Genomic DNA, 23,372 nt, shown 5'->3' on the forward strand with positions numbered 1-23,372 from the left:
CCTGAAGGAAACGGTGGCGTGTGCTGGAGGGTCGGCGGGGTGCGGGGTGCGGTCGCGGGGGGCCGGGCGGTCACGATGTGCCGAATTCCCGGTCGATGAGCTCGAACATGGCTTCGTCGGTCGCGGTGTCCACGTCGAACTCCTCGTCTTCATCGGCGGTTGTGGCGCCTTCCGTGGTTTCCCACTGCTCGACCAGCAGTTGGAGGCGGGCCAGCACCGTGGCGTGGGTCGTGGCGTCGGGGGTCACCTCGGCCAGGGTCGCGGCCACGGTGTCGAGCTCGGCCATCAGCACCTCGGAGGTGTCGACCTCCTGGCCCAGTTCGGCCAGCAGATAGCGGGCGAGTGGCGCGGGGGCGGGGTGGTCGAAGATGAGCGTGGCGGGCAGTCGTACCCCGGCGCGGTGGGAGAGCCGGTTGCGCAGTTCGACGGCGGTGAGCGAGTCGAAGCCGATCTCCTTGAAGGGCTGGTTCGGTTCGATGAGGTCGGCCGAGGCGTGGCCGAGGACGGCGGCGGCCTCCTGCTGGACCAGGTCGAGCAGGATCTTCTCCTGCTGGCCGGCGGTTGCCCGGGCCAGCCTGCTCACCAGGTCGTCCGTGTCCGCCGCCGCGTTGTCGACGGCCCGGCGCGGGGCGCGGACGAGGGCGCGCAGCAGTGCGGGCAGCGAGCCGGATTCGGCCAGGGCGCGCAGTGCGGCGAAGTCCATGTGGGCGGGAACCAGCACGGTGTCGGGGCCGCGCAGCGCGGTGTCGAACAGCTCCATGCCCTCGGGTACGGAGAGGCCGAGCATGCCGCCCTTGGCCATGCGCCGCTGGTCGGAGTCGTCCAGGTGTGCGCTCATGTCGGTGACCTCCCCCCACAGGCCCCAGGCGAGCGAGGTGGCGGGCAGCCCCCTGGCGAGGCGGTAGCGGGCCAGTGCGTCGAGGAAGGCGTTGGCGGCGGAGTAGTTGCCCTGGCCGGGAGAGTCGAAGGTGCCCGCGCCGGAGGAGAAGAGGAGGAACGTGGCGAGGTCGAGGTCGCGGGTCAGCTCGTGCAGGTTGAGCACCGCGTCCACCTTGGGCCGGAACACGGCGTCCAGCCGTTCCGGGGTCAAGGTGGTGATCACGCCGTCGTCCAGCAGCCCGGCGGTGTGCACCACGGCGGTCAGCGGGGCGTCCTGGGGGATCGAGCCGAGCAGTGCGGCCACCGCTTCCCGGTCTGCGAGGTCGCAGGCCACCGTGTGCACGGTGGCCCCCAGCGCGCTGAGCTCGTCCTCCAGCTCCGGCATCCCCGCGGCGGCCCTGCCGCGCCGTCCGGCCAGGACGACGTTGCGCATCCCGTGCTCGGCGACCATGCGCCGGGCCACCAGGCGGCCGAGGGAGCCGGTGCCGCCGGTGACCAGGACGGTGCCGGTGGTGTCGAGAGCGCGGGGCAAGGTGAACACGTTCTTGCCGATATGCCGTCCCTGGCTCATGTACCGGAAGGCGGCCGGGGCGTTTCGTACGTCCCAGGTGTTCAGCGGCAGTGGGCGCAGCGCTCCCCGGTCGAACAGCTCGGCCAGTTCGCGGAGCATCTCCCCGATGCGGTCGTTACCCGCCTCGTAGAGGGAGAACGCCTGGTAGGAGACGCCGGGATGGGTGGCTGCCACCTCCTCGGGGCGCCGCAGATCGGCTTTGCCCATCTCCAGGAACCGGCCTCCTCGGGGCAGCAGCCGCAGCGAGGCGTCCACGAACTCCCCGGCCAGGCTGTCCAACACCACATCGACGCCCCGGCCCTGGGTGGCGTCCAGGAAGCGCGGTGCGAAGTCCACCGTGCGCGAGTTGCCGAGCCGGTGTTCGCCGATTCCGGTGGCGCGTACGGCGTCCCATTTGGCGGGAGCGGCGGTGGCGAACACCTCGGCGCCCCAGTGCCGGGCGAGCTGTACGGCGGCCATGCCGACCCCGCCGGCGGCGGCGTGGATCAGTACGGACTCACCGGATCGGAGACCGGCGAGGTCCCGGAGCCCGTAGTAGGCGGTGAGGAACGCCATCGGCACGGTGGCGGCCTGCTGGAAGGACCAGCCGTGCGGGATCCTGGCCACGGTGCGGTGGTCGGCCACGGCCAGCGGACCGACGGCGTCGGGGAACAGCCCCATCACCCGGTCGCCGACGCTGAGTCCGTCCACCCCGGGGCCGATTTCGGTGACCACTCCGGAACCCTCGTTGCCGATGGTGGCGTCGACCCTGCTCATGTCGAGGGCGACCAGCACGTCCAGGAAGTTCAGCCCCGCCGCCCGGACCTCGATCCGGACCTGACCGGCTGCCAGCGGCTCCAGCGCGGCTGGTGCGGGGCGCAGGGCCAGACCTTCGAGGGTGCCGTCGGTGCCGGGCTCCAGCCGCCAGGCCGCCGTGCCGGCGGGTACGGCCGGCGCGCCGGTGGTGTCCGCGCGGGTCAGCCGACGGGCGTAGCGGATGCCGTCGCGCAGGGCCAGTTGCGGCTCTTCCACGGTGAACACGCTGGACAGCAGGGCCAGGGACGCCTGGGCCCGGTCGGTGTCGACCAGGGTGATGCGTCCGGGGTTCTCGGCCTGGGCGGACCTGAGCAGACCGCATACGGCGGCGGCGGTGGGGTCGGTCAGCTCCCGGTCGTGGTGCACGGCCACCGCGCCGTGGGTGAGCACGAGCAGCCGGGTGTCCTCCAGTTCGGGTGCGGCCAGCCAGGTCTGCAGCAGTTCCAGCACCCGGCCGGTGGCCTCTCGTACGCCGCTCGCGCTCGGCTCCTGGTCGTCGTCGGCCAGGTCCGGGAGCAACGCCTCGGGCGTCATGTCCAGGAGTAGCGCCTCGCGTGTCAGGTCCAGGAGCAGTGCCTCGGGCACGCCCAGGTCGGCGGTCTCGGCCAGTTCCCGGATGTCCTCGGCGGTCGCCACCGGTACGGGGTGCGGTGTGTCCGCTGTGGTGTCGGCCACGGCCGCCGGAAGCTCGTCCCAGCCGACGCGGAACATCCGCTCCCGGGTGGGGGAGGCGCCGGTGTCCAGCAGTTCGGTGGCCACCGGCCGGGACACCACCGATCCCACGGCGGCGACGGCCGCGCCGCCGGAGTCCGCCAGTTGAAGCGCCACCTCTTCGGGGCCGTTCGGCGTGATGCGGACGCGCAGGGCCGACGCTCCGGCGGCGTGCAGGGCGACGTCACGGTAGGCGAAGGGCAGCGCCAGCGTGGCCTGCTCGGCGCCGAGGTCGCGGAAGGCGATGGCGTGCATGGCGGAGTCGAGCAGCACCGGGTGCAGACCGAAGCCGTCCGCCGAGAGCCCCTGGTCCTCGGCCAGTGCGACCTCGGCGAACACCTCCTCGCCCCGGGTCCACACCGCGCGCAGTCCCCGGAAGGCCGGTCCGTAGCCGTACCCGGCGGCGGCCATGTCCTCGTACGCCTCCGACACCCGCTCCGGGTCCACCGGGGCCGCTCCGGCCGGTGGCCACTGGGTGAGGCCGGTGTCCGGCGGGGTGGTGACGGCGGCCGGGGCCAGGACACCGGTGGCGTGGCGCGTCCAGGCCGCCCCCGGTCCGCTTCCCTCCGGGCGGGAGCGCACGGAGAGCGGGCGCCGCCCGGCGTCGCCCGCCTCGCCCACGAACACCTGCAGGCGGACGCCGTCGCCCTCGCCCAGGGTGAGCGGTGCCTCGATGACGAGCTCTTCCACCACACCACAGCCGACCTCGTCACCGGCGCGCACCGCCAGCTCCACGAACGCCGCCCCGGGCAGCAGCACGGTGCCCGCCGCCGCGTGGTCGGCGAGCCACGGATGCGACCGCGGCGACAGCCGGGAGGTGAACAGCACACCGCCGGACTCGGGGAATTCGGTGACCGCGCCCAGCAGGGGGTGCTGGGCCGGTTCGAGGCCGAGCCCGGCCGCGTCGCCGAAGGTCTCGGTCGACTCCAGCCAGTAGTGCTGGTGTTGGAAGGCGTACGTGGGCAGATCGACCCGGCGCGGGTCCGAACCGGCGAACACCGTCGACCAATCCACCGGCAGCCCACCCACATGGCCCTCGGCGAGGGAGGCCAGGAACCGCCGCGCACCGCCTTCGTCGCGCCGCAGGGAGCCCACGGCCACCGCGTCGGCCCCGGCGTCCTCGAACATCTGCTGCAGCGCCGTCACCAGCACGGGATGGGCGCTGGACTCGACGAAGAAGCCGAATCCGTCGGCGAGCAGTTCACGGACGGCGCCCTCGAAGTTCACCGGCCGGCGTGCGTTGCGGAACCAGTACTCGGCATCCAGTTCGCCGGTGTCGAGCACACCGCCGGTGACCGTCGAGTAGAACGGGATGTGTCCGCGGCGCGGGGTGATGTCGGCGAACATGGCGAGGATGCGGTCCCGCAACGGGTCGACCTGGGCGCAGTGCGAGGCCACCGTCGAGCCCACGACCTGCGCCCGGATCCCGTCGGCCTTGCAGCCGGCCACGAATTCCTCCAGCGCGGCCACCTCGCCCGCGACGGTCACCGCCGAGGGCCCGTTGCGTCCCGATATCACCAGCCGCTCGCCCCAGGCCGCCAGCCGCTTCTCCACGGCGTCGGCCGACAGCGCCACGGAGGCCACCGCGCCCTTGCCCACCAGTTCCTCGGCGAACAGGGCGCTGCGCAGGACCACGATCCCGGCCGCGTCCTCCAGCGACAGCGCCCCGGCCACATACGCCGCCGCGATCTCGCCTTGGCTGTGGCCGACCACCGCCGCAGGTTCGGCCCCGGCCGCCGCCCACGTCGCCGCCAAGGACACATGCACCGCGAACAGCGCGGGTTGCAGGATCTCGATCCGGTCCAGGGAGGGCGCTCCGTCGGCCCCCCGGATCACATCGGTGACGGACCAATCCAGGTGGCGGCCCAACGCGTCGTCGCATTCGGCGAACCGGGCGGCGAACGCCGGTGAGGAGGAGAGCAGTTCGGCCGCCATGCCCTGCCACTGCGAGCCCTGGCCGGGGAAGACGAAGGCGATGTGTCCGGTGGCCGGTCCGGTACCGCGGATCACATCGGATGCGGGGGTGTTCTGGGCCAGCGCGGTCAGGCCGCGCAGCGCGCCGTCCCGGTCCGCGGCCAGCACCACGCCACGCTGCTCCAGGGCCGCGCGCCCGGAGGCAAGCGACCAGCCGAGGTCCGGCAGGGCCACCGCGGGGCGTACGTCCAGGAACGACAGCAGGCGCTGGGCCTGAGCGCGCAGTCCCGACTCGCCCCGCCCGGACACCAGAAGCGGGACCGGGGCATCGTGGCCATCGTCGAACACCGGCGGTGTCGGCGAGGACGGCACCGAATCGGTGGCGGCGGTGGCCGTGACGTTTTCGGCAGCCGAGCCGGGCTCGGTGGGCTGGGCAGCCGGGGCCTCTTCGAGGATCACATGGGCGTTGGTGCCGCTGATGCCGAAGCCCGATACGGCGGCCCGGCGCGGCCGTTCCGTCTCCGGCCATGGCCGTTCGCTGGTCAGGAGCTCCACGGCGCCGGCCGACCAGTCCACCTGCGGCGTGGGCGCGTCCACATGCAGGGTGCGCGGAAGCAGGCCGTGCCGCATCGCCATCACCATCTTGATCACACCCGCCGCACCGGCGGCGGCCTGGGTGTGGCCGATGTTCGACTTCACCGATCCCAGCCACAGCGGGCGGTCGCGGTCCCGGCCGTACGTGGCGAGCAGGGCCTGTGCCTCGATGGGGTCGCCCAGCGCCGTACCCGTGCCGTGTGCCTCCACCACGTCCACCTCGCAGGCCGACAACCGCGCGCTGGTCAGCGCCCGGCGGATGACGCGCCGCTGTGAGGGGCCGTTCGGTGCCGTGAGACCGTTGGACGCACCGTCCTGGTTCACCGCCGAGCCGCGCACCACCGCCAGCACCGGGTGTCCCGCGCTGACGGCGTCGGACAGGCGCTCCAGCAGAAGCACACCGGCGCCCTCGGAGAACCCGGTGCCGTCCGCCGAGGCCGCGAATGCCTTGCACCGGCCGTCGGGGGCCAGTCCGCGCTGCCGGGAGAAGCCCACGAAGGCGTCGGAGGCGGCCATCACGGTGACCCCACCGGCCAGCGCCATCGAGCACTCCCCCGCGCGCAGCGCCTGCGCCGCGAGATGCAACGCCACCAGCGACGAGGAGCACGCCGTGTCGATGGTCACGGCGGGGCCTTCGAGGCCGAGGGCGTAGGAGACCCGTCCCGACAGCACGCTTCCCGCGCCACCGGTGAGGATGAAGCCCTCCAGCCCTTCGGGGACCTCGGCGAGACCGGCGCCGTAGTCGTGGAACGCGATACCGGAGTAGACACCGACGTCCTTGCCCCGCTTGGTGGTCGGGTCGATCCCGGCGCGCTCGAACACCTCCCAGGACAGCTCCAGCATGATCCGCTGCTGGGGGTCCATCGCGATGGCCTCCCGGGGCGAGATGCCGAAGAAGCCCGCGTCGAACTCACCGGCGTCGTGCAGGAAACCCCCTTCCGTGGCATAGCTGGTGCCGGGGTGGTCCGGATCGGGGTGGAAGAGGTTGTCCAGGTCCCAGCCGCGGTTCACCGGAAAGCCGGAGATGCCGTCACCGCCGGTGGACACCAGCTCCCACAGCTCCTCCGGTGTGCTCACCCCGCCCGGCAGCCGGCAGGCCATCCCGACGATGGCGATGGGAGCGGAGGTGGCCGCGACCGCCTTGTCGTACTCGTGCTTCAGCCGGGCGTTGTCCTTCAGCGAGGCGCGCAGGGCTTCGACGATCTGTTCACTCTGGCTGCTGCTGCTCATGGCTGCTCCCACCGCTTCGAGTGCGCGATCACAACTGGGTTCCGTCGAATGCCCGTTGGACGAGTCCGGCGATATCCATTCCATCGATCAGGTCGAGCTCTTCGTCGGCGGACGGCCGACTCCCGTTCCCCGCGGTCGCATCCGTCCTGGCCAGCGACCGCAGCGCGTCGAGCACTCCGGCCTCGCGGAACCGGCTGAACGGTAGGGAGGCCAGGACGCGGCGGATCTCCTCCTCATCGGCCTCGGTGACCTCCTCGTCGCCCTGGTCTCCCAGGAGTTCGGTGCGCAGGTACTCCACCAGCGCGGTGGGCGTGGGGTAGTCGAAGACGAGGGTGGCCGGCAGCCGGGTGCCCAGAGCGGCGCCGAGGGTGTTGCGCAGGTTCACCGCCGCGAGGGAGTCGAACCCCATCTCCTGGAAGGCGCGTTGCGGTTTGACGGCCTCGACGCCGCTGTGCCCCAACGCGATGGCCGCGTTCTCGCGCACCACCTTCATCAGCGCGCGTTCCCGCTCGGCGTCGGAGCCCGCGGCCAGTTCGCGCAGGAACTCCGAGGCGGACTCGTCGGTGGCCTCGTCCGGCCGAAGGCTGTCGACGATCTCCTGAACGCCCGGCAGGTCACCGATCAACGGGCTGGGCCGCAGCGAGGTGAACGCCGGGACGAACGCCGACCAGTCGATGTCCGCCACGGCCACGAGCGTGTCGTCATGGCGGACTGCGTGTGTCAGTGCCGCCATGGCCGTCTCGGGCGCCATGGGCAGCACACCACGGCGGCGCAACTGCTCCTGGGCCGTGGCGTCGGCGGCCACACCGAAGCCGTCGATCACACCCCAGGCCACCGAGGTGGCCACCAGCCCCCGGGCGCGGCGACGCTCGATCAGGGCGTCGAGCTGTGCGTTCGCCGCGCCGATCAGTCCCTGGCCGCCACCGCCCCAGACGCTGGCGACCGAGGAGAAGACCACGAACAGGTCCAGTTCCCGATCGGCCAGGAGCGTGTCGAGATGGAGCAGACCGTCCACCTTGGCCGCCAGCGTCCGGGCCAGTTCATCGGCGCTGGTGGCATCGGTCTGGGCGATCCGTGCGAGGTCGGCGGTGTGCACGACGCCGGTGAGCTCGGGATACGCGGCGGGCCCGGTGAGCAGCCGCTCGACCGCGTCCCGGTCGGTAAGGTCCGCCGGGCACACCGTCACCTTCGCGCCCTGACCGCTCAGCTCGTCCCGCAAGGCCACCACATCCGGCGCCTCCACATCCGGCGCCCCCGGATCCGTCCCGACGGTCAGCACCAGATGTTCGGCACCGGCACCGGCCAGCCAGCGCGCGGCGTGCCGGCCGAGACCCTCCGTACCGCCGGTGACCAGGACGGTGCCACGCGGCCGCCACTCCGGCTTCGCCACGGCGGTGGGCAGTGGTCGGCTCCGCATCCTGCGCAGGAACGCGCCGGTGGCGCGGATCGCGAGCTGGTCCTCATCGCCCGGATCGGCCAGCGCGCCGAGCAGGGTCCGGGCGGCCCGGTCGTCGAACACGTCCGGGAGGTCCACCAGCGATCCCCATCGGTCCGGCTGCTCCAGCGCCACGGCCAGGCCGAGTCCCCACACCGCCGCCTGTTCCGGGGCGCTGAGCCGGTCCGCCGCGCCAACGCTCACCGCACCCCTGGTGGCGCAGTACAGACGGTGGCCGGAGCCCAGATCACCCAGGGCCTGCACCAGGGCCAACGTGGCCGCGGCACCCTCGGTGAGCGTCGCGGAGCCGGGACGGATGCGCTGGTCGAGCGCGAGCAGGGACAGTATTCCGCCGATGTCCTCATGGTCCGCCAGCGCGCCGCGCAGCGTCTCGGCGAGAGCGGCGCGGTCCGCCGATTCGGCTCCGTCGAGCCGCAGGGTCGTGGTGCGCAGACCCTGGCGATTCAGCGCCGGGACCACCTGGGCCGCGTACTCCTCGTCCCGGCAGCCGTATGGCAGGACGACCAGCCAGGTGCCGGTGGGCACGCCGGAGGCGGCACCGGGAAGCGGCTTCCAGGTGACCTGGTAGCGCAGCCGGTCGGCCGCGGACTTCTCACCGCGCTTGCGTCGCCAGTCCGAGAGCACGCCCAGCGCGCCGCCCACGGCGTCCAGAGCGGCACGGTCGTCCTCGCCGTCGGCCAGGTCCAGCGCCTCGGCCACCGAGCCCAGGTCTTCACGTTCCACGGCGGCCCAGAACCGGGCGTCGTCGGTGTCGTCGGAGGCGCCGCCGGGGCTCTGGTGAGCGGCGGGCCGGGTGTCATGGAGCCAGTAGTGCGCGCGCTGGAAGGCGTATGTGGGCAGATCAGGGAGGTGAACGGGCGGAACGGCGCCGCCGAACAGGGCGCCGAAGTCGACGCGTACGCCTGCCACATGCAGTCGCGCCACGGCGGACAACAGCGCACGGACCTCGTCGCCCTCCCGCCGCAAGGACGGCACCACCACGGACTCTTCGGCCGACTCCTCCGAAAGACAGTCACCGACCATCGCCGACAACACCGCATCCGGCGCCAACTCGAGGTAGGTGCCCACCCCGTACTCCGCAAACGCCCGCACACCATCCGCAAACCGCACGGCGGAGCGCACATGCTCCACCCAGTACTCCGGCGAACACACCATGGCCGCGTCCGCCAACCCCCCGGTCACGTTCGACACCAGGGGGATCACCGGCGCCGCGAACGACACATCGGCAATCGCCTCCCGGAACTCCTCCAGCATCGGCTCCATCCGCACAGAATGAAACGCATGCGAAACCGCCAACCGCCTCGTCCGACACCCCCGCCCCGACAACTCCTCCGCCACCCGCAACACCGGCTCCTCATCACCCGACAGCACCACCGCCGCAGGACCATTCACCGCAGCGATACCCACCCCCGCAACCAGCAACGACCGCACCTCCTCCTCACCCGCGGCCACCGCCACCATCACCCCACCCTCCGGCAACGCCTCCATCAACCGACCCCGCGCCGCCACCAACACCACCGCATCCTCCAACGACAACACACCCGCCACATGCGCCGCCGCCACCTCACCCACCGAATGCCCACCCACCACATCCACCACCACACCCCACGACTCCACCAACCGGAACAACGCCGTCTCCACCGCGAACAACCCCGCCTGAGCAAACACCGTCCGCTCCAACAACCCCCCATCCCCGAACACCACCTCCCGCACCGAACCCACCACCCCACCCGCACCCAACTCCCGGTCCAACGCCTCACACACCACGTCAAAAGCCTCCCGGAACACCGGGAACACCTCATACAACCCACGACCCATCCCCACCCGCTGACACCCCTGACCAGCGAACAACACCCCCAACCGACCACGCACCACCGAACCCGACACCACACCCCCCACCGACTCACCCCGCGACACCGTTGCCAGCCCCGCCAACACCTCCTCCCGATCCCCCGCCACCACCACCGCACGATCCGACAACCCCGCCCGACCACAACCCAACGCGAGGGCGAACTCACCAAGATCCTGGTCCGGTCGCTGATCCAGGAAGGACAGCAGCCGCTGCGCCTGAGCGCGCAGCGCGCCCTCGCCTCGCGCGGACACCGCAAGAAGCGCCAGACCGCCCGGCAACTGCGGAGTAGGTGGGGCGGGCTCAGGTACGTCCGTGGGCTGTTCCAGGATGACGTGGGCGTTGGTGCCGCTGACACCGAACGCCGACACCCCGGCCCGACGCGGACGCCCCACCTCCGGCCACACCCGCTCCTCGGTCAACAGCTCCACCGCACCCGCCGACCAATCCACCTGCGGCGTCGGCTCATCCACATGCAACGTCCTCGGCAACACCCCATACCGCAACGCCAACACCATCTTGATCACACCAGCCACACCCGCGGCCGCCTGAGCATGACCGATATTCGACTTCAACGACCCCATCCACAAAGGCCGATCACGATCCTGGCCATACGTGGCCAACACCGCCTGCGCCTCGATCGGATCTCCCAACGGCGTGCCTGTCCCATGGGCCTCGACCGCATCCACATCCGACGCCACCAGCCCCGCCCCGGCCAACGCCCGCCGAATTACCCGCTGCTGCGACGGACCATTCGGCGCCGTCAACCCATTCGACGCACCATCCTGATTCACCGCACTGCCACGCACCACCGCCAACACCCGATGACCACGCCGCTCCGCATCCGACAGCCGTTCCACCAGCACCACGCCCGCGCCCTCGGCCCACCCTGTACCATCCGCCGACGCCGCGAACGACTTGGATCGGCCGTCCGGGGCGAGCCCGCGCTGACGGGAGAACTCCACGAAGGCGTCCGGCCCGGCCATCACCGTCACCCCACCGGCCAGCGCCATCGAGCACTCCCCCGACCGCAACGCCTGCGCCGCCAAATGCAACGCCACCAACGACGACGAACACGCCGTATCCACCGTCACCGCAGGCCCCTCGAACCCCAACACATACGACACCCGACCCGACAGCACACTGCCCGCACCGCCGGTCATGAGGTAGCCCTCGGAGCCGTCGGGAGCCGTGTCGAGGCGGCTGGCGTAGTCGTGGTTGACCATTCCGGCGAAGACACCGATGTCCTGGCCGCGGAGCGAGGCCGGGTCGATTCCGGCCCGCTCCAACGCCTCCCACGACGTCTCCAGCAGCAACCTCTGCTGCGGATCCATCGCCAGCGCCTCACGCGGCGAGATCCCGAAGAAGTCGGCGTCGAACTCGCCCGCGTCGTAGAGGAAACCACCTCGCCGCGTGTAACTGGTCCCGGGATGGTCCGGGTCCGGGTCGAACAGGTTCTCCAGATCCCAGCCACGGTCCACGGGGAAATCCCCGATGCCCTCGCCCCCTGCCGTGACCAGCTCCCACAGGTCCTCCGGCGAGGCCACGCCGCCCGGCAATCGGCATGCCATTCCCACGATCGCGATCGGCTCCGTCGGATCGGCCGCCGCCCACGCCGATCCGGTCCATCCGATGTCCCGTCCGAGAAGCCGGGCGTGCAGGAACGACGCGAGCGCGGCTGGTGTCGGATAGTCGAAGGCGAGCGTGGTCGGCAGCTCGGCGCCGGTCAGCTCGCGCAGGCGGTTACGGAGCCGGACCACGTTCAAGGAGTCGAAGCCGAGGTCCTGAAAGGCCCGTTCGCCGTCGATCGCCGACGCATCGTCGTGTCCAAGCACCGCGGCCGCGCTGCTCAACACCACATCCAGGACCAGCCGGTGGCGCTCGGCCTCCGTACCGGCCATCAGCCGCTCGGCGAAGTCCGTGGTGCCGCCGCCCGCGAGCGCTGCCGCCTCCGGCGGCAACCGGCGTGCGGGACGCAGCTCACCTGCCGTAGTGGCGTCCGTTGCGGGCCGGTCCGATACGGGGACGGCGTCCGGCCAGTACCGCCGGTGCTGGAAGGCGTAGGTCGGCAGGTCGACCCTGCGCCGCGAGGACCCTGAGAGCAGCGCGGTCCAGTCGACCGGTATGCCACGGACGTGCAGCCGGGCGAGCGCGGCCACGGCGGCGACGGGATCGGCCTGTTCACCGTGCACCGTGGCCACGAACATGGCCGGGTCGGCGCCGTCGCCCAGCGCTTCCTGCGCCATGGCGGTGAGGACACCATCGGGTCCCAGTTCCAGGAAGGTCGTGACGTCCCCGGCGTGGAGTGTGCTGACGGCATCGAGGAAACGGACGGTCCTGCGGGCGTGCTCGACCCAGTAGTCCGGGGAGCACTGCTGGTCGGAGGTGGCCCACTCGCCCGTGACGTTGGAGACGATGGGCACCGTGGGAGGCGCGTACGACAGCCCGGCGGCGACAGCGCGGAACGCCTCCAGCATGCGGTCCATATGCGCGGAGTGGAAGGCATGGCTGACCCGCAGCCGCTTGGTCCGGTACCCCTCGGCCGCGCATTTCCGCTCGACGGCCACCACGGCGTCCTGGTCGCCGGAGACGACGACGGAGGCGGGTCCGTTGACCGCGGCGATATCCACGGTGCCCGGTTGATCGGCCAGCAGAGACCGCACCACGGACTCGGGGACGTTGAGCGCGACCATCGCGCCACCGGGCAGGGCCTGCATCAGCCGCCCGCGCGCGGCCAGCAGCGCGGCGGCGTCCTCGAGGGACAGCACGCCCGCCACATGGGCCGCGGTCAGCTCGCCTACGGAGTGGCCGGCGAGGGCGTCGGGGCGCACTCCCCAGGACTCGTACAGCCGGAACAGCGCGGTCCCCAGTGCGAACAGCCCCGCCTGGGCGTACACCGTCCGGTCGAGCAGTTCCGCTTCGGGGGATCCGGGCCGGGCGAACACGACGTCCCGGACGGGGTGCGCGACATGCCCGGCGTCGACCAGATGCCGGTCCAATTGCGCACAGGCCGCGTCGAAGGCATCGCGGAACGCGGGATAGCGCGCATGCAGTTCCCGGCCCATGCCCGCGTGCTGGCTGCCCTGTCCGGTGAACAGCACCGCGAGCCTGCCGGGGCTCCGCACACCTCGCGCGACCGGGCCATCGCTCGGCCCGGTGATGGCGTCCAGCCCGCTCAGCAACTCCGCGCTCCCCGTGCCCACGACCACGGCCCGGTGGTCGAGCGCGGCTCGTGTGGTGATGAGCGAGTGGGCGATGTCGCCCGGGTCGAGTTCCGGGTGCCTGCGGGCGAACTCCGCGAGCCGGGCCGCCTGGCCGTACAGCGCGTCGGCGCTTCTGGCCGAGATCACCCACGGTACGGCGGGGATCGCGTCCGGGTCCGCCGCAGCGGGCCCGGTGGCGGTGGCAGGCGCCTGTTCGACGATCACATGCGCGTTGGTGCCGCTGACGCCGAACGCGGACACTCCGGCCCGGCGCGGGCGTTCCGCCTCCGGCCACGGGCGTTCCTCGGTCAGCAGTTCCACCGCTCCCGCCGACCAGTCCACCTCCGGGGTGGGGGCGTCGACGTGCAGCGTCCGCGGCAGGACACCGTGTCGCATCGCCATGACCGTCTTGATCACACCGGCCACGCCCGCGGCGGCTTGGGCATGACCGATGTTCGACTTCACCGAGCCCAGCCACAGCGGCCGGTCGCGGTCCTGTCCATAAGTGGCGAGGATGGCCTGCGCCTCGATGGGATCGCCCAGTGCCGTTCCCGTGCCATGCGCCTCGACCACGTCCACGTCCGCGGCCGACACACCCGCGTTGGCCAGCGCCTGACGGATGACACGCTGCTGCGACGGACCGTTCGGCGCCGTCAGACCGTTCGACGCACCGTCCTGGTTGACCGCGCTGCCCCGCACCACCGCCAGCACCTGGTGACCGTTCCGCTCCGCATCCGACAAGCGCTCCAGGAGCAGCACACCCACGCCTTCCGCCCACCCTGTGCCATCGGCCGAGGCGGCGAAGGGCTTGCACCGGCCGTCGACCGACAGTCCGCGCTGGCGGGAGAAGTCCACGAAGGCGTCGGGCCCGGCCATCACCGTCACGCCACCGGCCAGCGCCATCGAGCACTCACCCGCCCGCAACGCCTGCGCCGCCAAATGCAACGCCACCAACGACGACGAACACGCCGTGTCCACCGTCACCGCGGGACCCTCCAGGCCCAGGGTGTAGGCCACGCGCCCGGACAGTACGGCCGCGGAGACGCCGGTGATCCGGTGCCCCTCCACCTCGTCCGGGACGTGGCGCAGGCGGATCGCGTAGTCCTGGGTGTTCATCCCGGTGAACACTCCGATGGCGCTGCCGCCCACCGCGGTCGGGTCGATCCCGGCCCGCTCGAACACTTCCCATGAGGTCTCCAGCAGCAGCCGCTGCTGCGGATCCATCGCCAGCGCCTCACGCGGCGAGATCCCGAAGAACTCGGCGTCGAACCCGGCGGCATCGGGCAGGAACGCGCCGTGCCGGACGTAGGAGGTGCCGGGGTGATCCGGGTCGCGGTCGTAGAGCGCCGACAGATCCCAGCCACGGTCGTCCGGGAAGTCGCCGACGGCGTCACCGCCCTCGCTGATCAGGCGCCAGAAGTCCTCGGGGCTGTGCACCCCGCCCGGAAAGCGGCAGCTCATCGCGACGATGGCGATGCCATCGTCCGATGCCTTGTCCGCCGGTGCCGGGGCGGCGGGGGTGCTCGGCGACCCCAGCAGTTCGGTGTGCAGATGCCTGGTGAGGGCCAGTGGGCTGGGGTGGTCGTAGAGCAGGGTCGAGGGAAGCCGGAGCCCGGTGGCCGCGTTGAGCCGGTTGCGCAGTTCCACGGAGGTCAGTGAGTCGAAGCCTAGATCCCGGAAGGCCCGTCCGGCGGCGAGACCGTCCGCCGAGGAGTGTCCGAGCACCTGGGCGGCATGGCGGGTGACCAGGTCCAGCAGCGTCTGCTCCCGTTCGGCGGGGTCCGCTGACTCCAGCCGTCGTACGAGGTCGGTCGGCGGCGTCGCCGTCCGGCTCACGATCCGGCGGCCCGGTGGCACCAGCTTGTGCAGCACAGGGACGACCGGGGTGGTGGCCGCGTGGGCACGCAGGCCCGCGAGGTCCAACCGGGCCGCCACCAGCGCGGGCGTGGCGCTGCGCAGACCGGTGTCGAACAGTGCGAGACCGGTCTGCTCCGACAGGGCGGTCATGCCGAAGCGCCGGGTGTGCTGGCGCAGGTCGGCCGCGGTGAGATGTGCGGTCATCTCGCTGCTGAGCGCCCAGTGGCCCCAGGCGAGCGCGGTGGCCGGGAGCCCTGCCGCCCTGCGCCGCTGGGCCAGTGCGTCCAGGAAGGCGTTGGCCGCGGCGTAGTTGGCCTGTCCGGGGTTGCCGAAGACGCCCGCGGCCGAGGAGAACACCACGAACGCCGCGAGGTCCATGTCGCGCGTCAGCTCGTGCAGGATGACGGCGGCGTCCGCCTTGGGGCGGAGGACGGTGTCCAGCCGTTCGGAGGTCATGGCGGTGATCACGCCGTCGTCCAGGACCCCGGCGGTGTGGACGACCGCCGTGAGGGGCGCTTCGGCGGGAAGCGAGGCCAGCAGTTCCGCCACCGCCCTCCGGTCGCCGATATCGCAGGCCGCGGTGCGTACGGACGCGCCCAGCGCGCCCAGTTCGGACTCCAGCTCCGCCACGCCTTCGGCGGCACCGCCACGGCGACTGACCAGCAGGAGGTTGCGCACGCCGTGCTCGGCCACGAGGTGCCGGGCGAACAGCCGACCCAGTGCGCCCGTGCCACCGGTGACGAGAACCGTACCCGCCGGGTCCAGCGGCCGCCGTGACTCCTCCTCATCCGGCGTCGCGCGCACGAGCCTCGGTACGGATGCCGCCCCGGCGGTGATGGCGATCTGCGGTTCGCCGGTGGCCAGTACGGCGGGCAGCAGCGCGCCGGAGGCGGCGTCCTCGTCCATCGCCACCAGGACCAGCCGGTCCGGGGCCTCCGACTGTGCGGAACGCACGAGCCCCCAGACCGCCGCGCAGATCGGGTCGGTGACCCCGCGTGTGACGATGACCAGCCGCGAATCCGTCTCCGGCGCGGCCAGCCACGCCTGAACCCACTCCAGCGCCTGTGAGGTCAGCGCCCGGAGGCCGTGGGTGGTGTCCGCCAAGTCCACACAGACGAAGGGCGGTACGTTCCCGTGGGCGGCGAGCGACGTCAACTCGGCCGGGCTCGTGACTGTCAGTGTCGCCAACAGCGGATCAGAGGTGGCCAGGGCGGATGCGGCCGAGGCGACCGGGAGGGGAAACCACTCGACCTGGAACAGCGCGTCCTGCGGATCCGTCCCGGCGCCCGTCACCAGCCCGTCGGCGGGGAGTGGCCGCGACATCACCGAGCCCACGGACCCGACCGCCCGACCTGCGGAGTCCGCCAGCTCCAGCGCCACACCTCCCTGACCGTCCCGGCTGATCCGCGCGCGCAGCGCGGTCGCCCCCGTCGCGGACAGGGACACCGCGCGGTAGGCGACGGGCAGCGCCGACGCCTCGCCGTGAGTGTCGGCGTGGCATACGGCTTCCAGCAGTGCGGGGTGCAGTGCGCAGCGCTCTGCTTCCTCGTGCTGGTCGTCGGCCAGTTCCACCTCGGCGAAGATGTCGGTGCCACGGGTCCACGCCGAGCGCAGAGCACGGAAGGCCGGGCCGATGCCACGTCCACCCCGTGCCAGATCGTCGTACACCTGCTCCACATCGACGGGGGTGGCTCCGGCCGGCGGCCACGGTGCGAGGTCGATATCGGGTGCGGTGGTGGCCTCGGCGAGCGTGCCCGTGGCGTGTCGGGTCCAGCCCGTCCCGTTCGCCCCGTTGCCCTGCCGTCGGGAGTGCACGGTGAGGCGGCGTCGGCCGGAGTCATCCGCCCCACCGACGACCACCTGGAGCTGCACACTCATGCTCTCCGTCAGCACAAGCGGGGCCTCGATGAGCAATTCGTCGACGACACCGCAGCCGACCTCGTCACCGGCACGTACCGCCAGCTCCACAAAGGCCGATCCAGGGAGGACGACCGCACCTGCCATCGTGTGGTCGGCCAGCCACGGGTGAGTGCTCAGCGACAGTCGCGAGGTGAACAACACCCCTTCCATGTCGGGCAGTTCCACCCATGCGCCCAGTAGGGGGTGCTGAGCACCATCGAGGCCGACGGCGGTCACCTCGCCGGATCGGTGGCCACTCTTCAGCCAGTAGTGCTGGTGTTGGAAGGCGTAGGTGGGCAGATCCAACGCGGCATGCGCCGGGATGTCCCCGAGCAGCGCTGTCCAGTCGACGGGGACACCGCGTATGTACGCCTCGCCCAGGGACGTGAGCACGCGGCGCATGCCACCCTCGTCCCGGCGGAGGGTCCCGGTCACCACAACCGGTCCGGCGTCCGCCTGCTCGGCCGCCGCCTCAATGCTCATCGTCAGCACCGGATGCGCACTCACCTCAACAAACGCCGCAAAGCCTTCCTCAATCAACCGATCGATCGACGGGGCGAACCGCACCATGCTCCGCAGGTTGCGGTACCAGTACCCGGCATCCAACTCCGCCGTATCCACCCACCCCGCCTCCACCGTCGAGAAAAACGGAATACGGGACGACACCGGTCGGATCTGCGACAACGAGCGGGCAAGCTCCTCCTCCACCGCCTCCACCTGCGCCGAATGCGACGCGTAATCCACATCAACCCACCGCGCCCGCACCCCCACACCCCCGCACTCCTCCACCAGCCCCCGCAGCGCCCCCACCTCACCGGCCACCACCACCGACAACGGCCCATTCACCGCCGCCACCTCCACCCGACCCGACCAGCCCTCAACCAGCCGCCCAGCCTCCTCCACCCCCACACCCAGCGACACCATCCCACCCCGACCCGACAACCCCGCCGCAACCACCCGACTCCGCAACACCACCACCCGCGCCGCATCCTCCAACGACAACCCACCCGCCACACACACCGCCGCAATCTCCCCCTGCGAATGACCCACCACCGCCGCAGGCTCCACCCCAAAAGACCGCCACACCCGCGCCAACGACACCATCACCGCAAACGACACCGGCTGCACCACATCCACCCGCCCCAACGACACCCCACCCCCCACACCCCGCACCACATCCACCAACGACCACCCCGTCAACGGATCCAACACCCCCGCACACTCCCCCAAAGCCTCCGCAAACACCCCACACGACCCCAACAACTCCGCACCCATACCCACCCACTGCGCCCCCTGACCAGGAAAAACAAACACCACCCGACCCAGAACATCCACCCTTCCCGCCCCACCACCCTCCGCAACCGCCGCCAGCCCCGCCAACGCCTCAACCCGATCCCCAGCCACCACCACCGCACGGTCCGACAACGTTGCCCGACCGGACGTCAGCGCTGCTCCCAGCTCCGCCACACCCACATCAGGTCGGCCTTCGACGAAGTCCAGCAACCGCCGCGCCTGCGCCCGCAACCCCGCATCGCCACGCCCCGACACCACCAACGGCACCACACCACCCGGCACCTCCGGCGTCGGAACACCATCCCCCGACCGGTCCGGAGCCTGCTCCAAAATCACATGCGCATTCGTCCCACTCACCCCGAACCCCGACACCCCAGCCCGACGCGGACGCCCCACCTCCGGCCACACCCGCCCCTCAGCCAACAACTCCACCGCACCCGCCGACCAATCCACCTGCGACGACGGCTCATCCACATGCAACGTCCTCGGCAACACCCCATACCGCAACGCCAACACCATCTTGATCACACCAGCCACACCCGCGGCCGCCTGAGCATGACCGATATTCGACTTCAACGACCCCATCCACAAAGGCCGATCACGATCCTGGCCATACGTGGCCAACACCGCCTGCGCCTCGATCGGATCTCCCAACGGCGTGCCTGTCCCATGGGCCTCCACCGCATCCACATCCGACGCCACCAGCCCCGCCCCGGCCAACGCCCGCCGAATCACCCGCTGCTGCGACGGACCATTCGGCGCCGTCAACCCATTCGACGCACCATCCTGATTCACCGCACTGCCACGCACCACCGCCAACACCCGATGACCACGCCGCTCCGCATCCGACAACCGCTCCACCACCAACACACCCACACCCTCGGCCCACCCCGTACCATCCGCCGACGCCGCGAACGACTTGCAGCGGCCGTCGACAGCAAGCCCACGCTGACGGGAGAACTCCACAAAAGCGTCCGGCCCGGCCATCACCGTCACCCCACCGGCCAGCGCCATCGAGCACTCACCCGCCCGCAACGCCTGCGCCGCCAAATGCAACGCCACCAACGACGACGAACACGCCGTATCCACCGTCACCGCAGGCCCCTCGAACCCCAACACATACGACACCCGACCCGACACCACGCTCGCCGAGGTGCCGGTCAGCAGGTGGCCTTCCAGCCCGGCCGGTGTGTCTGCTCCTTCGGTGGAGCCGACTCCGTAGTCCTGATGCATCATCCCGGCGAAGACGCCCACGTCCTGGCCTCGTAACGAGCCCGGATCGATTCCGGCCCGCTCCAACGCCTCCCACGACGTCTCGAGCAGCAACCTCTGCTGCGGATCCATCGCCAGCGCCTCACGCGGCGAGATCCCGAAGAACTCCGCGTCGAACTCCCCCGCGTCATAGAGAAAGCCGCCCTGCCGCGCATAGCTCGTCCCCGCGTGATCCGGATCCGGATCGAACAGGTTCTCCAGATCCCACCCCCGATCCGCGGGGAAATCCCCGATGCCCTCACCCCCGGCCAGAACCAGCTCCCACAGCTCCTCGGGCGAGCCAACGCCACCCGGCAACCGGCACGCCATCCCCACAATCGCGATCGGCTCATCGACTGCGCCCGCGCCCGCTACCACGGCCGGAACGGGTGCCGGAAGCGCAGCGGTCGGCGACCCCGATGCCGCTGCCGTACCGCCACCGAGCAGCTCCCGCCGCAGCATGCTCCCGAACGCCAGCGGTGTGGGGTGGTCGAAGGCGGAGGTGGCGGGCAGGCGGAGCCCGGTGGCCTCGCTCAGCCGGTTGCGCAGCTCCACCACGGTGATCGAGGTCAGGCCCAGGTCGGTGAAGGCCCGCTCGGGCTCGACGGCCTGCTTGTCGGCGAGGCCCAGCAGGTCGGCGAGGTGTGTGCGGACGAGATCGGTGAGCAACCGGTCCCGATCGGCCTCGTGCGCATCCGTCAGCCGCTCCCGCAGGTCGACCGCGACGGCCTCGTCCACGGTGGCGGTACGGGCCGGTACGTCGATCAGGTCCTGCAGCAGCGGGGAGGACGTCCCGGTGGGCACGGCCGTCGGGTCGAGCTTCATCACGACGAGTTGGGCCTGGTCCACGGCCAGGGCGGCGTCCAGTGCCGCGAGCGCCTGCTGCGGGCTCAGGGCACCGGTCGTCGCGTCGGTCTCCCCCTCCCATGGCCCCCAGGCGATGGACTGGGCCGGTATCCCCCGCATGCGCAGATGCTGGGCGTAGGCGTCGAGGAAGGCGGCGGAGGCCGCCTCGGTGGTCTCCCCTGCCGCGCCCAGCAGCCCCTTGGTCGAGGAGGAGAGCACGAACGCGGTGAGGTCGGCGTTCCGGGTGAGCTCGTGCAGCGTTCTGGCCTCGGCGGCCACTCGCGCGTCGGACGGCTCGTCCACGGCCTCCCAGGCGTGTACGACCACACTCAAGGGGCTGCCTGCCTTGGCCAGCGCCCGCCTCAGTTTCGTGCGGTTGTCCAGGTCGCATTCGGCGAGCCGCACATCGGCCCCTGCGTCGGTGAGCTGGGTGCACAGCTCAGCGGCCCGGGCGCCCTGCCCTGGCGGGGCGATCAGCAACAGTCGGCGGACGCCGTAACCGGCCACCAGGTGGCGGGCGATGGCGGCGCCGCGCCGGGTGTCCACTCCGGTGACGACCGCGGTGCCGTGGGGGTCGAAGGACACGGAGGTGTCCCGCTCCGCGTCCATACCCACGCCCACATCCAGGCCCACATCCGGCCCCACGCCCACGCCCAAGCCCACGTCCAGCGCCACGCGTTCGAGCCGTGGCAGCAGCACGACGCCCGAGCGCACCGCGCTCTGTGGCTCGCCCGAGGCCACCGTCGCCACCAGGGCGGCGACAGACTCCTCATCATCCTGCTCGTCGAGGTCGACGATGGCGATACGGCCGGGATGAGCGGCCTGCACGGACCGCACCAGTCCCCACAGCGCGGCCTGTTCCGGATTCCGCACGTCTTCGCCGGTGGTGGTGGCCACAGCGCTGTGCGTGAGCACCACCAGCACCGCATCGGACAGTTCGGCGGCGGCGAGCCACGTCTCGACTTCCCTCAGCACCACCTCGGTCGCGGCGGCGCGCCCGGAACCCTGACGGGTGGTGTCGGCCCCGGTATCCACGGGAGCCGGTAGCAGCGCCACGGCGGGCAGGGGGCTGCTTCCGGCGGCCACCGCCGCACTCAGGCCATCCGTGTCGACGTACTCGACCGGCTCGGCGCCGGTGGCCCGCAACAGGCCGACAAGCCCGGGAGCCTGCTGTCCGAGCAGGGCCCAACGACCGGCCCGGGGCTGGGAAGTAGACGGCTGAGGCATCCAATTCGTACGGAAGAGCGCGTCATGGTAGGTGTTGCCGACCGCGCGCAGTCGTGCCGGGCCGTCCAGCAGCCGGTGCCGGGTGACCTTGCCGGTCGCGGTGCGCGGGATCCGCGCGATCTCGTACAGCTCCTCGGGGACCTTGAAGTACGACAGCCTCTCCCGGCACAGGGCGAGCGCCTGGGCCGGGTCGAAGCCGCCGGGCGCCGGGACGACGAAGGCCACGGGGACTTCGCCGAACACCTCGTGCGGCTTGCCGACCACGGCGGCGTCGGCCACGCCGGGCGCCATCCGCAGGACGTCCTCCACCTCGACGGGGTGAATGTTCTCCCCGGCGCGGATGATGAGTTCCTTGAGCCGTCCGGTGACCGTCAGATAGCCGTCCCGGTCACGGCGGGCGAGGTCACCGGTGTGGAACCAGCCGTCCCGCAGCGCCTCGGCGGTGGCCTCGGGCTGGTTGTGGTAGCCCGCCATGATGTTCGGTCCGCGCACCCACACCTCGCCCTCGGTCCCGTCGGGCACGTCGAGCCCGGTGCGATGGTCGACCACCCGCAGGGCGAGACCGGGGACGGGGAGTCCGCAGGAGCCCTCGACCCGGGCCCCGGTCGGCCAGTTGATGGCGATCGAGCCCGAGGTCTCGGTGCTGCCGTACGCGTCGATGAGCGGGGCCCCGAAGGCGTCCTCGACCGAGCGCCGCAGCGCCGCCGTGGTCACGGCGCCGCCGACCAGGCCCACCCGCAGCTCGGGGGCGGTGAACCCGGGCGCCTTGGAGGCGCGGACGAGGAAGTGGTACAGCGTGGGGACACCGGCGATGACCGTGGAGCGCTCCTGGGCCCATTGCTCCAGTACGTCCTCGGCGGAGTGTCCGTCGGTGATCCGGGCGGTCGCCCCGACGGCCGTCACGGCCAGCACGCACACGATGTGGGAGAGGCTGTGGAAGAGGGGCAGCGGCCAGAGCACACGGTCCTCGGCGGTGAGGCCGAGCGCGGGTACGTACGACGCGGCGACCGACCAGAGGCAGTTGCGCTGGGTGGCCAGCACGCCCTTGGGCTTGCTGGTGGTGCCGGAGGTGAAGAGCATCCAGGCGATGTCGTCGAGCCCGTGGTCGTCGCGGGCCGGTGTGTCCGGCTCGGTGGTGGCGAACCGCTCGTAGGACAGACAGCCCGGGGGGACCGGGTCCTCCCCCACGACCAGCACGGTCGGCGGACTCGCCCCGGGTGCCAACCGGCGCAGCAGCGGCAGGTGGGCGGTGTCGGTGATGACGACCTGACTGCCGCTGACGGTGAGCAGATGCTCCAATTCGGCCGGGGAGACATGCGGATTGACCGGGACGCCGATGCCACCGGCGCGGACGACGGCGAAGTAGCTCTCCACCATCTCGACGCGATTGCCGAGGTACATGGCCACGCGGTCACCCGGCAGCAGACTCAGTCCGGCCAGATGGCCGGCGAGCCTGCGGGTGCGCACCTCCAGTTCGGCGTAACTGATGGCGCGACGGGCGTCGATGTAGGCGGTTTTGTCGCCGAAGCGGCGGCTCTGCTCGGTGAGGAGGTCCTGGATCGGGCGGATCAGTTCGGTGCGCAGCATGCACCTCTCCCCTCCCTGCGGTCAGGGTTCCCGGTGATGCGTCAGCGGCTTCACCGACTCCAGCTTCACACCGGAAAACTAGAAGAATCCCTTGATTCACCCCCCTCATCCCCCCTTACTTGGTGATCGCCAAGCCCCCTTGATCCGTGGTCCGTTGGGCTGCTCTTCGTGGTTCGCCCGGCACCCGCTGATAGGTTCACCGCACCGGAG

Annotated in this window: 2 protein-coding genes; both read right to left on the reverse strand. The window is 71.4% G+C overall.

Annotation, left to right across the window (positions count from 1 at the left end):
* Positions 1 to 70 precede the first annotated feature (70 nt).
* On the reverse strand, positions 71 to 6,694 hold the full coding sequence (locus STRVI_RS24925; RefSeq protein WP_014058403.1) for a type I polyketide synthase: 6,624 nt from the start codon (positions 6,692 to 6,694) through the stop codon (positions 71 to 73).
* A gap of 28 nt (positions 6,695 to 6,722) precedes the next feature.
* The gene (locus tag STRVI_RS54765) at positions 6,723 to 23,162 is read right to left on the reverse strand and encodes a type I polyketide synthase (protein WP_014058404.1); all 16,440 of its coding nucleotides are present in this window, start codon (positions 23,160 to 23,162) and stop codon (positions 6,723 to 6,725) included.
* Positions 23,163 to 23,372 lie beyond the last annotated feature (210 nt).

Origin of the sequence: Streptomyces violaceusniger Tu 4113, assembly GCF_000147815.2 — a bacterium.
GTDB lineage: Bacteria > Actinomycetota > Actinomycetes > Streptomycetales > Streptomycetaceae > Streptomyces > Streptomyces violaceusniger_A.

What these genes read in the sequence shown, in the direction of transcription:
- STRVI_RS24925 (WP_014058403.1), bottom strand. Translation starts at nt 6,694, where the DNA reads ATGAGCAGCAGCAGCCAGAGTGAACAGATCGTCGAAGCCCTGCGCGCC.
- STRVI_RS54765 (WP_014058404.1), bottom strand. Translation starts at nt 23,162, where the DNA reads ATGCTGCGCACCGAACTGATCCGCCCGATCCAGGACCTCCTCACCGAG.